Origin of the sequence: Xylanibacter rodentium (assembly GCF_013166575.1) — a bacterium.
GTDB lineage: Bacteria > Bacteroidota > Bacteroidia > Bacteroidales > Bacteroidaceae > Prevotella > Prevotella rodentium.
On the sequence record NZ_JABKKE010000010.1, the window covers coordinates 119,376 to 133,357 of the forward strand.

General features: G+C 44.6%; 9 protein-coding genes. 5 read left to right on the forward strand and 4 right to left on the reverse strand.

Annotation, left to right across the window (positions count from 1 at the left end; genetic code table 11):
* Window positions 1-148 precede the first annotated feature (148 nt).
* The gene (gene recQ, locus HPS55_RS07580) at window positions 149-2,227 is read right to left on the reverse strand and encodes a DNA helicase RecQ (RefSeq protein ID WP_172175441.1); all 2,079 of its coding nucleotides are present in this window, start codon (window positions 2,225-2,227) and stop codon (window positions 149-151) included.
* A 534-nt stretch (window positions 2,228-2,761) separates the two neighbouring features.
* Between recQ and HPS55_RS07585 the strand changes: the two genes are divergently transcribed.
* Both HPS55_RS07585 and HPS55_RS07590 read left to right on the forward strand, forming a co-directional pair.
* Entirely contained in the window at window positions 2,762-3,082 is a 321-nt protein-coding gene (locus tag HPS55_RS07585) for a helix-turn-helix domain-containing protein (protein WP_172175439.1), read from the forward strand.
* 3 nt (window positions 3,083-3,085) lie between these two features.
* Complete coding sequence (locus tag HPS55_RS07590; RefSeq protein WP_172175437.1) at window positions 3,086-4,354, forward strand: type II toxin-antitoxin system HipA family toxin; 1,269 nt, start codon at window positions 3,086-3,088, stop codon at window positions 4,352-4,354.
* A 128-nt stretch (window positions 4,355-4,482) separates the two neighbouring features.
* Here HPS55_RS07590 and HPS55_RS07595 read toward each other — a convergent pair whose 3' ends face one another.
* Window positions 4,483-5,691 carry an MltF family protein gene (locus tag HPS55_RS07595; protein ID WP_172175705.1) on the reverse strand — a complete coding sequence of 403 codons (1,209 nt, stop codon included), beginning with the start codon at window positions 5,689-5,691 and terminating at the stop codon, window positions 4,483-4,485.
* Window positions 5,692-5,807: 116 nt separating this feature from the next.
* Between HPS55_RS07595 and hisG the strand changes: the two genes are divergently transcribed.
* From hisG to hisC, 3 genes are read left to right on the forward strand one after another with little or no spacing between them, the layout of a single operon-like run.
* Window positions 5,808-6,659 carry an ATP phosphoribosyltransferase gene (gene hisG, locus HPS55_RS07600; protein WP_172175435.1) on the forward strand — a complete coding sequence of 284 codons (852 nt, stop codon included), beginning with the start codon at window positions 5,808-5,810 and terminating at the stop codon, window positions 6,657-6,659.
* A gap of 18 nt (window positions 6,660-6,677) precedes the next feature.
* The gene (gene hisD, locus HPS55_RS07605; RefSeq protein ID WP_172175433.1) at window positions 6,678-7,964 is read left to right on the forward strand and encodes a histidinol dehydrogenase; all 1,287 of its coding nucleotides are present in this window, start codon (window positions 6,678-6,680) and stop codon (window positions 7,962-7,964) included.
* Between the two features lie 7 nt (window positions 7,965-7,971).
* The gene (gene hisC, locus HPS55_RS07610; RefSeq protein ID WP_172175431.1) at window positions 7,972-9,012 is read left to right on the forward strand and encodes a histidinol-phosphate transaminase; all 1,041 of its coding nucleotides are present in this window, start codon (window positions 7,972-7,974) and stop codon (window positions 9,010-9,012) included.
* 86 nt (window positions 9,013-9,098) lie between these two features.
* On the opposite strand, the gene HPS55_RS07615 is transcribed toward hisC, so the two are convergent.
* Both HPS55_RS07615 and ppdK read right to left on the reverse strand, forming a co-directional pair.
* The gene (locus HPS55_RS07615; protein ID WP_172175429.1) at window positions 9,099-10,520 is read right to left on the reverse strand and encodes an undecaprenyl-phosphate glucose phosphotransferase; all 1,422 of its coding nucleotides are present in this window, start codon (window positions 10,518-10,520) and stop codon (window positions 9,099-9,101) included.
* A gap of 333 nt (window positions 10,521-10,853) precedes the next feature.
* Window positions 10,854-13,574, reverse strand: a complete 2,721-nt coding sequence (gene ppdK / locus HPS55_RS07620) for a pyruvate, phosphate dikinase (RefSeq protein ID WP_172324885.1) — start codon at window positions 13,572-13,574, stop codon at window positions 10,854-10,856.
* Between the last annotated feature and the right edge of the window lie 408 nt (window positions 13,575-13,982).

Genomic DNA, 13,982 nt, shown 5'->3' on the forward strand with positions numbered 1-13,982 from the left:
ACATTACCGAGTAAAGTTATTAATACCACTCTGTCGAACGGATGGCATTCACATACCATTGCAACGCCTTCTTTGTGCCGGTAGTGTTGTGAGAAACGAAAACATACGAATGTCTGTGTTTTCAGTTTATGGGCGAATTGTATATCCGTTATAATTCACCTAATTTTTCAAGTCTGGATCGGATTGCCCCAGCATTTCTTTGAAATATATCAATAAGTTCAGATACTTTTTTTCCTTGTTTGTAAAGATAAAGCAATGCCCTTTCCTCTTCTTCTGTCCAAGGTGCGTATGCATTGGCATATAGATGCTTTTGCCTATCCATATAGGATAACTCTGACTTTATGGAAGATGTAACCTCTCCATTTTCATCAGCATTTTGGCTTTTTACAGGTAGTACAAGCGGTTCTGGCGAATAAGAAACTCCGAGATGATTACAAATCAAATTTACAAAACGCTCACCAAACTGCATCTTCTTGTATTCACCTATACCGTAAGCATTTCCAAATTGAAAAAGATTTGTTGGTTTTTCGGACACAAGAGAACGCAGAGACTTATCAGAAAGAACTATATATGCAGGCTTCTTTATTTCATCAGCTATAGTCTTGCGCAATATCCTCAGTTTTTCAAATAGCAGGTCATCGTCAGAAACGGTATTCATAGATGATTCAGAAATGGTGCTCGTACGCTTTCGCTTTGTAACACGCAAATCTTCGCGAACGATGACAGACAGTTGGGCTTGCTTTCGTCCATATAGGATATCTTCGCCCAATGATGTAACCTTCAGATGCTTATCTTCATTATATGCAATCTCTATATAGCCCATCTGAAGCATTTGTAACAGATAGGCATGCCAATCATTGGCAGGAATATCATGTCCCACCCCAAATGTTCTTAATTTATCGTAGCCTTTTGCAACGACTGCAGGAGAAAAACTTCCTTTCAATATATTCGTTACTACCGAAAAACCAATCTCCTCATTACATCGCTTTATGGCTGATAATGCTTTTTGGACAAGGATCGAACCATCAAAATGTTGTGGTGGATTCTTGCACACATCACAATTACCACAATGACATTCGCTGATTTCACCGAAGTAATTCAAAAGAATCCGCCTTCTGCACACCTGTGCCTCGGCATACTCCTGCATGCGGTTCAACTTTTCTATATTGATTTCACGCTGTCCGCTTTTTTCGGCAAAGCTACGAAGTGTTATCAAATCCTGCAAATTATAGAACAGTATGGTCTCTGTCGGCAATCCGTCCCTTCCGCCTCGGCCTATCTCCTGATAGAAACTCTCGATGCTCTTGGGCAGGTTGTTATGTATCACAAAACGTATGTTACTTTTATCTATACCCATACCAAAAGCAATCGTGGCACATATCACGTGGATACGGTCGTTAATGAAATCATCTTGCACACGAGTTCTCTCCTCTGATGAGAGGCCGGCATGATAAACTCCAACCGCAATGCCATTGTATTTCAAGTCTGCAGCCAAATCCTCCGTGCTTTTCCTCGACAAACAATATATAATTCCATTTTCGTCATGATGACGGCCTATAACATTCAATATAGTGCGCATGCGCTCACGCTTCCGGTAAGCCTTGCGCACATCAAGACTCAGATTAGGACGGTCAAAGCTGCTGATGAAAATTCGTGGTTCATGCAAACGTAGTTGTTCGACTATATCTGCTTTTGTAACCTTGTCTGCCGTTGCTGTCAAAGCAAGTATCGGGACTTCAGAGAAACATTCTTTCAGCACTCCCAGCTGAGTGTATTCCGGTCGGAAATCATGTCCCCATTGTGAGACACAATGCGCTTCGTCTATGGCAATCATGGATACCTTTACACACCGTTGCAGCCAAGGAATATCTGTCATCAGACGTTCGGGTGAAATATAGAGAATCTTAAGTTCCCCTTTCTGGCAACGCTCACGAATGTTTCTGTTAACACAATCCTCATTACTGCTGTTTATAGCATCTGCTGCAACTCCATTAGCTTGCAGTGCATCAACCTGATCTTTCATCAAAGATATGAGTGGTGATACAACGATTGCCACGCCTTCAAGCAAAAGTGCAGGTATCTGGTAACAGATTGATTTACCACCACCTGTGGGCATCAATACCAAAGCATCCCTACCGGAAACGACATGGTCAATAATATCCTTCTGAAGTGGACGGAATGAATCATAGCCATATACATATTTCAAAAGTTGATAAGCCTTATCCATAAGAGTCTCTTTAGTTTATGTTTATATCTCTTTAGATTTATTGCTATTGTTGATTAATGGTTTACCAATGAGCGGGTTGGCTACTTCACATTTTATAATCACAACAGACTTTTCTCTAAAGGAATTGTTAATTTCCCATGCAGCATATTAGACCGGTTGACTACCAAAATTTAATAAATAAAATGGTAGAAAAGTCCGTTTTGCACTTCTTTTTCTTCGCTGAACGAGTACAAATTTAGTGCTTTTTTTCGGATTAGGAAAGCAAGTTAAAAACTTTGTGCAAAATCATGTTTTGAGAGGCAGATTTTGATGTGTATTGGTAGAAAGTCTGTAATATATTGCATCGCATTTTTATTTGTCAATAGGTATATATAGCGACAACAAACAATATACCAGTATTTAGCTCTTGAGAGTTTCAGCTCAAAATGGGTTATGTGCATGGTTAATTATGCTATGATATGCGATTTTTAATCTATAATACATCATTAAATAAACAAAAAGCACTATCTTTGCATATTATATAATGAGTTGATTATGTCAAAAAATACAATGGGCACTAAACTGCCTCGAAAATTGGAGCGGAAAATGCAAATAGTAGGGGAGCAGATTAAGCTGGCTCGCCTACGAAGGAACCTGAGTGTAGCCCAGGTGGCAGAACGGGCGACCTGCTCTCCGTTGACCGTATCCCGAATAGAGAAAGGTGCGCCGACTGTGGCAATCGGAATCTATTTGCGTGTGCTGTATGCCTTGCAGCTTGACGATGATATTCTTTGGCTGGCGAAAGAAGATAAATTGGGAAAAGCTTTGCAGGATTTGAGTTTGAAGACAAGGGAACGTGCATCAAAAAAGGAATAGGTGATGAAGAAACTGTATGTATATGCCGATTTTGATTGGCTGAAGGATATAGAACTCATTGGCGAGTTGGGTTACGAATCACTTCGTGGCTCGGACAGCTATTGCTTTACATTCAGCGATGAATGGTTGAAAAAGCATGGCGATTTGTTTTTGAGTGATGATTTAAACAATTATCCGGGACAACAATATACGCAGCAGGGAAAAGATATATTCGGATGTTTTTCTGATGCTTTGCCGGATCGTTGGGGACGAACTCTGTTGTTGAGACGTGAACAGCTTACAGCAATGGAAGAAAATCGGTCAATGCGACGGTTGTCTTCATTCGACTTTCTGACAGGCATTGATGACTTCTCCCGAATGGGAGCTTTCCGCTTTAAGGAAGATCCGGATGGAGAATTTATAAATGTAAGTGAATTGTTGAAAATTCCACCTTTGACGGATATTAGGGAATTGATTGCAGCCAGTGCGGAGATTGAGAGAAGCGAAGAGGATAATGAGTTGCCAGACAGAAAGTGGATTGCACAACTTGTGCAACCGGGTTCTTCATTGGGTGGAGCAAGACCGAAAGCAAGTGTAATTGATATGGATAAAACGCTGTACATTGCAAAGTTTCCATCACGCAAAGATGATTACGATACCGGGCTTTGGGAACATTTCAGCCATCTACTTGCAGCAAAAGTCGGTATAAACGCAGCGAAAACAAAAGTTATTGCCACAGGCGAAAAATATCACACCTTACTTTCAGAGCGTTTTGACAGAACCAAAGACGGAAAACGGATTCATTTTGCTTCAGCAATGACTCTGTTGGGACTGAATGACGGAGATAATGCAACTACGGGACATGGTTATTTGGATATAGTTGATTTCATTATTCAGAACTGTACGGATGTCGAGCACAATTTGCAGGAACTTTATCGTCGTGTAGCTTTCAATATCTGCATTGGCAACAGCGATGACCATTTTCGGAATCATGGTTTTTTATTGACAGCAAAAGGCTGGACGCTCTCTCCTGCATACGATATGAATCCCACCCTAAACGAATATCAAAGTCTGCTTATTTCATCTACTTCCAACAAAGCAGACCTCAGCATCTTGCTTGATGCTTGCGCAGATTATATGCTTAACCACAAAACGGCTGAAAGGATTATTTCAGATGTAATTGAAGCGGTGAAAAGATGGCGAGAGTTGGCAGTACGATTGTGTATATTAAAACGAGAGATGGATATGTTCAGTGGGGTGCTGGATGTGCGAAGTAGTGTCAATTTGTTGTAATTTGATAATCAGATAATTTTTGAATGAAAAATTATAATTATGAGTGGAGGACTTTTTGATTATAGACAATACTCAATGCGTGATATATCTGATACAAGGCTTTACGTCTCAAACAAGAAATAACGGCATTATATCTGATATTTCTTCTTCTGCTGCTTGGCCTTGCGCGGTGTCATGACCGATACTCCCGCCGTTCCGCCCCGCACTCCGCTATACGACTGCCAGCGCTGACGTATGCGCTGCACATAGTCTACCGTCTCCGAACCGCGCATATATCCGTATTTCACAATCGGGTCCTGATAGTATCGTGGTGTGCTGAGCAATAGCACATATCGCGACACGTCGGCCCAACGGTGCTGATCTCGCCCGTCGCGACGGGCCAGAGCCATGGCATCGCGTATGTGATGATAGCCGCCATTGTACGAGGCGAGCACAAAATTGAGACGCTCGCCACGGTCGGAAATGTCGCTGAACTTGCGGTCCAACTGCCCGAGAAAACGGGCAGCGGCGGCAATATTGCTCTCCGGGTCGAACAGTTTGTCATGAGAAAGTCCCAGTCTGGTAGCCGTGGCAGGCATTATCTGCATCAGTCCGCAGGCACCGGCCCACGACTGCGCAGACGGGTCGAACGTAGACTCCTGATAACACTGCGCTGCCATAAGTCGCCAGTCCCACCGTATGGGTTGGCTGTAGGTCATGAACAGAGCGTCGTAACGCGATATTATACCTTCCTTGCGATTGAGCATGGGCGAATGGACACGTCGTTTCACAGAAGCCGAACTGAGCATAAAAGATTCCTCTTTACGCACCTCTGCAATCATTTCAGGCCGGTACCATCCGTTGAGAGCCTCTACCAGATTCGGCTTATCGGCCGACACCACCCAATGCACACCGACGCTATCGATTCCGACACCACAGGATTGAAGGCGACGTGTACCGGGAGACAACACCGCAACATCATTATCAGAAACAAAACAGGCGGCCACATCACCATCGTCAGCGGCAAGGCGGCGCAAGATATCGGTCGTGTCACGACACACCTCCACACGCAGCCCCACTCCTATATGGTCGGCAAAGCGTTGGCAAAGGATATACTGAAGACCGAGATGACGGCCCCGATAGTCGTAATATGAGTCAGGACCACCCAACGTAAGGACTATAATCTCGCCATTGGCCTGTATACGATCGAGATCGAAACTGTCGCCCACACCGGCAGAATCGTTCACCACTCCCCAAGGAGATTCAATCTTTCTACCATCACCGGCATTGCATGACACCATTGCCGATGCTATTGTCAACCATGCAAAAAGCCACATAAATGTCGCTTTATCAGTCATGTTCATTCATTTTATATTCAAAACACTTTCAATTTGAATGCAAAAGTAACTATTTTCTTGCACACTAACATTATTTTAAGTATTTTTGCACTCTATTTTTTAGAAAACAAGATTATATGTTACGTATTGCTGTTCAATCCAAAGGTCGCCTCTTCGAAGACACGATGAACCTTCTCGCTGAGGCTGACATAAAGATAAACGCCGGAAAACGCACTCTTCTGGTACAGTCGTCCAACTTTCCGCTCGAGGTGCTCTATCTGCGCGACGACGATATTCCGCAGAGTGTGGCCGGTGGTGTGGCCGACATCGGTGTGGTAGGCGAAAACGAATTTATGGAACGGGGCGAAGATGCCGAAATAATATCACGCCTCGGCTTCAGCCGTTGCCGTCTGTCGCTCGCCATTCCTAAAGACATAGACTATCACGGCATAGAATGGTTCAACGGCAAGAAAATAGCTACGTCATATCCCAACATACTACGCAACTACCTCGAAAAGAACCGGATAAATACCGATATACATGTCATTACAGGCAGCGTGGAAATATCTCCGGGTATAGGTCTGGCCGACGGCATATTCGACATCGTCAGCAGCGGGTCTACTCTCGTGAGCAACAATCTGCGCGAAGTAGAAGTTGTAATGAAGAGTGAGGCCCTGCTAATAGGCAACAAACAATTGAACGGGGAAAAGCGCGATATACTGCAAAACATGCTGTTCCGATTTGAGGCCGTGCGCAACGCCGAGGACAAAAAGTATGTCAGAATGAATGCTCCCAAAGCACGCCTGCAGGAAATCATTGATGTTCTGCCGGGACTGAAAAGTCCTACTGTGATACCCCTGGCTGATGAAGAGTGGTGCTCGGTGCACACCGTGCTCGACCAAAAACGTTTTTGGGAAATAATAGGCCGGCTGAAAGAGATTGGAGCACAGGGCATTCTGGTCACTCCGATAGAGAAGATGATACTTTGATTTTTTATAAGCAAAAATATGAACATCATAAGATACCCTAAAAAGGAAGAATGGACCGGCATCATCGAACGTCCGCATATGGATGTGTCAAGCCTGAACGCGACAGTGACGGCAATACTTGATGACGTGAAAACAAGAGGTGACAAGGCCATTATTGAATATGAGGAGAGATTTGACCACGCTCAGCTTGCATCATTGACCGTTACCGAAGAGGAGATGAACGAAGCGGAAAAACTGGTATCAGTCAATCTGAAAGATGCCATCACTCTGGCACACCATAATATAAAGGTATTCCACGAATCGCAACGTTTTGACTGCCGCAAGGTAGAAACACAACCGGGAGTGACGTGCTGGCAGAAGAGTGTGGCCATAGAGCGTGTCGGACTGTATATACCCGGAGGCACGGCGCCCCTTTTCAGCACAGTGCTGATGCTGGCGACTCCGGCCAAGATAGCCGGATGCAAGGATATTATACTATGCACCCCACCCGACCGCTCAGGTCGGGTTAATCCTGCAATACTAATGGCTGCCAAGGTGGCCGGCGTGAGCCACATATTCAAAGCCGGTGGCGTACAGGCCATAGGAGCAATGGCTTACGGTACGGAATCGATACCAAAAGTATACAAGATTTTCGGTCCCGGCAACCAATATGTAATGGCTGCCAAACAACAAGTAAGCCTGCACGATGTGGCTATCGACATGCCGGCCGGACCATCGGAAGTGTGTGTCATAGCCGACGAAACGGCCAATGCCTGCTTTGTTGCCGCAGACTTGCTGTCACAGGCCGAGCACGGCACCGACTCACAGGTCATGATGATAACGACAAGCGAGCAGATGACAAGCAAGGTGAAAGCTGAAATTGGACGCCAACTTGACATGTTACCGCGCAAGGATATCGCTGCCAAGACTCTGGAAAACAGCCGGCTGATACTCGTTGACAATATACAGGATGCAATAGACCTGAGCAACGCATATGCTCCTGAACACCTCATCATACAGACTGACAACTATGAGGATGTAGCAGAGAAGATAACGAATGCAGGTAGCGTATTTCTCGGAAAATATGCATGCGAGAGTGCGGGCGACTATGCCAGCGGCACCAATCACACACTGCCCACACACGGATATGCCGCAGCATACAGCGGTGTCAATCTGGACAGTTACTGCAGGAAAATAACATTCCAACATATCACGGCAGAAGGGGTACGGAGAATCGGACCGGCTGTAGAGACAATGGCGGCGGCAGAATCACTCGATGCCCACAAGAACGCGATGACCGTAAGAATGAAAAGTCTGGAAGGATAAAACGAATATGAAGAGAATAGAAGAACTTATAAGACCCAACATAAGAAGTCTGGCACCATACAGCAGTGCACGCAACGAATACAGCGGACATGTGGCAAAGGTTTTTCTCGATGCCAACGAGAACCCGTATAACGCACCGTTCAACCGCTATCCCGACCCGCTTCAGACAGAGTTGAAACAGATTGTAGCCAAAGCCAAATGCGTGCCGGAAGAAAGCATATTCCTCGGCAATGGCAGTGACGAAGCCATAGATCTGGCATACAGATGCTTCACACAGCCCGGAACGGACAATGTAGTGGCCATTGAGCCTACATACGGCATGTATAAGGTTTGCGCCGATATCAATGACGTGGAGTACAGACCGGTACTCCTTGACGAGAAATTCCAAATGAATGCAGACAGACTGTTGTCTGCCTGTGACGACAATACAAAGCTGATATGGATATGCAGCCCGAACAACCCTACCGGCAACAATCTGCAGAGAGAGGAAATAGAGAAAGTGCTGAACGCCTTTGACGGTATCGTAATTGTCGATGAGGCTTACAGCGATTTCTCAAAACAGAAACCGTTCAGACTTGAACTGGCAAAATATCCCAACCTCATCGTGCTCAACACCTTGAGCAAGGCATGGGGATGTGCGGCCATACGATTAGGTATGGCATTTGCCTCAAAAGAAATCATAGAGGTTTTCAACAAAGTGAAGTATCCATACAACATCAATCTACTCACACAACAGCAAGCCATCGAGATAATGAAAAACCCATATGAAGTGGAAAAATGGGTAAACTTGCTACTCGTTGAACGTGACCGAATGTGTAACGGCTTCCGTGAACTGTCTATATGCAGAGGTGTATATCCGACAGACTCCAACTTCTTCCTTGCAAAAATGGACAATGCCCAAATCATATACGACTATCTCGTTGGTGAGGGTATAATTGTAAGAAACCGCACTCGGGTGGCATTATGTCAGAACTGTCTGCGAATAACCATAGGTACAAAGACTGAGAACAACGAACTGATAGCTGCTCTCAGAAGATATAAGAAATAAGACAATATATCCCCCCAAAAAAACAAATCCCGCCATTCTTTACGAAAAGGATGAGCGGGATTTGTTATTCCATAAAATCAAAATGCTTAGTAAGCATGCTCGTCATGCACGATTATCTGCATGGCTGTCTTACCTATTATACGCAAATCCAACCAAATGCTCCAATTCTCGATATACCAGATGTCTCTTTGCACACGGCCTTCCATCTGCCAAAGTTCTTTGGTCTCACCACGGAATCCTGTCACTTGTGCCCAACCTGTTATGCCTGGTTTCACAAAATGACGCACCATATATTTATCTATCAATTCACGATATACCTCTGTATGGTAGAGCATGTGTGGACGCGGCCCCACTATACTCATATCACCCCGTAGCACATTGAGAAACTGAGGCAACTCGTCAATATTTGCCTTACGCATGAAGTTGCCGAAAGCAAATTTCCGCGGATCTTTTTCCGTAGCCTGAACACGGTCAGCATCAACATTGACATGCATTGAACGGAACTTATAGCATTTGAACTCCTTACCGTTAAGACCTGTACGCGACTGCTTGAAGAATATCGGTCCCGGACTCTGCAACTTGATGACAAGTGCTATAAACGGTATGAAAGGAAGCAGACATAGAAGTATGAACGATGACACAGCAAGGTCAAAAGCACGCTTAAGGAACCGGTTTGTAGGATTGGTAAGCGGCTCATCATAGTTAGTAAATACTATAGTATCTCCGACATGCTCAAACTTAGCCGTATGACCGAAAACCTGAGAGAACGACGGTATATAGTAGAAATGAATAACATGACTGTTACAATAGCGCATAATACGGCGCGTAAGTTTATGCTCCGTAACTGGGATACTACAATACAACTCATCAGCCGAATTTGTATCGGATGAGTTTTCCATCACGTTCTCAAAATCATTCAAAGATCCCTTGTATTCCAATCCTTCGGGACAATTCTCAATACGATTGTCTGCATAATATCCGAGTACATGATATCCCATGAACTGATTGCCCACAAGAAATTTATAAACCGGTATTATCAAGGGATCGGAACCGATGAATATTACCGTCCTTCTATTGCGTCCTATACTGCGATAACGCTTGATTATCCAACGCTCGCAATATCGTGAAAACAATATTCCTACATATAAGACCAATGTAAAATATACGGTAAACTTGAAATCAGGTGCTTTCAGATTATCATGCTGAAAGAAAACACTTGATATCAAGAACGTCATCGCACCATGCAACAAAACCAGCAAAGTAACCTGTCTGAGAATCTGTTCGGATGTGGTACGACGTTCATGAACAACTGTGGAGAAAAAAAACTGGGCAAAGACCATTCCGAAATTGGCTAAAACAGCCAATATCATTCCCCGAGTACCGTTGGTAAAATCATGCACAGCCCAATTCCAACGAACATAAGCATACAACAAAATATTAAGGACCAAAAAGTCACATATAATGACTATGGTCTTTATCAGATTACTGGTCTTTGTGTTCTGATTCATAATTGCTAATTCTTAAATATAATCTGGAGACTGCTGATATTACACATTTTCCTTGCAAAATTACAACATTATTTTGTGACAACAAAATTATTGTTATAAATTATATATCATTGTACAAAAAATTGATAACAATTAAAAACAATCTATAAAAACAGATTTTGCTTCAATTATTTATATCATTTTATATCACATTCACAGAAAACACAACTTGACATTTCGCAACAAATCCGTTTACTCGTAACATCAAGACTATGGCGGATCAAAACAAAACCGTAACGCTTATAAATAGATAGCGCTACGGTTTTTATTTTACAAATTATCAATTAATAAAGACTATTCCTCGACCGCTGCCTGCGCCGCGGCAAGACGTGCTATAGGCACACGGAACGGAGAGCATGAAGCGTAGTCCATACCTACCTTTGCGCAGAACTTGACCGACGAAGGTTCGCCTCCGTGCTCACCACATATACCTGTACGCATGCCCGGACGCACCGCGCGACCTTTCTCAACAGCCATCTTGATGAGCTGGCCAACACCATTCTGATCAAGAACCTGGAACGGGTCTACCTTAAGAATCTTCTTATCGAGATATGCCGGCAGGAAGCTGGCAATATCGTCACGGGAATATCCGAATGTCATCTGGGTCAAGTCATTAGTACCAAATGAGAAGTATTCTGCCTCCGAAGCAATACGATCAGCAGTTAAGGCAGCACGAGGAATCTCTATCATTGTACCTACTTCAAACTCAACCTCTACACCTTCCTCCGCAAATACTTCCTTGGCTGTGTTCAGTATTATCTCTTTCTGCTGCTTGAACTCATAAAGAATACCAATCAGCGGAACCATTATCTCAGGTATAGGATTCTTCCCTTCCTTCTTCAGTTCGCATGCCGCACCAAGGATAGCACGTGTCTGCATCTCTGTTATTTCGGGGAATGTAATGCCAAGACGACATCCACGGTGACCAAGCATCGGGTTGTTCTCTGCCAGACTGGCTACACGCTTCTGAATTTCGTCCACACTCACACCCATCTCGGCAGCCATCGTCTGCTGTCCTTTCAAATCGTGGGGTACAAACTCGTGGAGCGGCGGATCAAGCAAACGGATATTGACCGGACAACCGTCCATAGCATCAAGAATACCCTTGAAATCCGCTTTCTGATACGGCAACAACTTAGACAATGCCTTTTTGCGTCCCTCTACAGAATCAGCAAGAATCATCTCGCGCATAGCCACTATCTTCTGATCCTCAAAGAACATGTGCTCGGTACGTGTCAGACCGATACCTTTGGCTCCGAATGCACGTGCAACCTGAGCATCGTGCGGAGTATCAGCATTAGTACGAATCTGCAACTTGGTATATTTATTGCACAGATCCATCAGCGCCTTGAAATCTCCTGACAGTTCAGCAGCCTTTGTAGGTATCTCACCGGCATAGACCTGTCCGGTAGAGCCATTCAGGGACAGATAGTCACCTTCCTTGTATACCACACCCTCTACCTCAACAGTCTTATTCTTGTAATTGACATTGATTGCACCGGCACCGGAAACGCAGCACTTGCCCATACCACGTGCCACTACAGCAGCATGAGATGTCATACCACCGCGTGCCGTCAGAATACCCTCGGCAGCAGACATACCGGCCAAATCCTCTGGAGAAGTCTCTATACGCACCATGATTACACGGTGACCGTCCTCACGCCATTTCTGAGCATCATCGGCATGGAATACAATCTGTCCGCAAGCAGCACCCGGAGAAGCCGGCAGACCCTGTGTGATAATCTTTGCCTTCTTCAAAGCATCCTTGTCAAATACCGGATGCAACAGTTCGTCAAGTTTCTGCGGTTCGCAACGTGTCAATGCGGTCTTCTCATCGATAAGACCCTCACGCACCAAATCCATGGCTATCTTCACCATAGCTGTACCCGTACGCTTTCCGTTGCGTGTCTGAAGGAACCAAAGTTTGCCCTCCTGCACAGTGAACTCCATATCCTGCATATCGCGGTAGTGATTCTCCAATTTGTTCTGCAACTCGTCAAGAGTCTTGTATATTTCCGGCATGGCTTCTTCCATTGAAGGATACTTGCTTGCACGCTCCTCCTCGCTGATACCCTGCAAAGCTGCCCAACGTCGTGAACCCTCTACGGTAATCTGCTGCGGTGTACGAATACCAGCCACAACATCTTCACCCTGTGCATTGACAAGATACTCTCCGTTGAAAAGATTCTCACCCGTAGCAGCATCACGGCTGAAGCAAACGCCTGTAGCAGATGTATCACCCATATTGCCGAACACCATAGCCTGTACGTTTACGGCTGTACCCCACTCTGCCGGTATACCTTCCATCTTGCGATAAAGGATTGCACGTTCGTTCATCCATGAATCAAACACTGCGCAAATAGCACCCCAAAGCTGCTCCATTGGCTCTGTGGGGAAATCCTTACCCGTCTGACTCTTGATAGCTGCCTTAAATTCCGATACCAACTGCTTGAGCTCATCCACTGTCAACTCATTGTCAAGTTTGATACCGCGCTGTTCCTTGACCTTCTCGATGATTGCCTCAAACGGATCTATATCTTCCTTGTTCACAGGCTTCATGCCAAGTACCACATCACCGTACATCTGCACAAAACGACGGTAGCTGTCGTAAACAAAGCGCTCGTTGCCGGTCTTCTTTGCAAGACCGGATGCGACCTCGTCATTCAGACCAAGGTTAAGAATAGTGTCCATCATACCGGGCATCGAAGCACGTGCCCCCGAACGTACGCTGACAAGCAGAGGATTGTTCACGTCACCGAACTTGCTGTTCATCAAACTTTCGATATGTGCCACGGCTTTGTTCACGTCATCTTTCAACAAGGCAACTACATCGTCCTTTCCCTTCTCGAAATATTCGTTACAAACATCTGTGGTTATCGTGAAGCCCGGAGGAACGGGAACACCGATAAGATTCATTTCAGCCAAATTGGCTCCCTTGCCTCCAAGAAGATTTCTCATGTCGGCTTTACCTTCAGCCTTACCATTACCGAAGGTATAAACTCTTTTTTCACTCATAAGTTAGTTTTTATTTACGATTAACATTACTTTGTATTTAACTTTTCTATATGCAAATATAAGTATATTTATTTTTTTTTGCAAGAAAAACGGAAAAAAATTGCAATGTAGAGGTTACATTTTATAATTTTACATGTTTTTACGTACAATAAGCCATATTATTAAGGTGGGTATTCTATATTGATCGTATATAACCGTAATCTCATTGTGGAGCTATACTCTCCATCATCTTGCCAGCTCTGTCGTCCGTATTATAAGTTAGTCAACAAAATTAAACTACATTATCGTACGGACAGAACGCGCCCTGAATGAACTTGCTCTGGAAGAACGCGCCCCGCAGGGGCAACAAGCACATAGCCCGGGGCAGAGCGTAGCGGCACCCCGGGATTCAAACATCGCCAATACCCG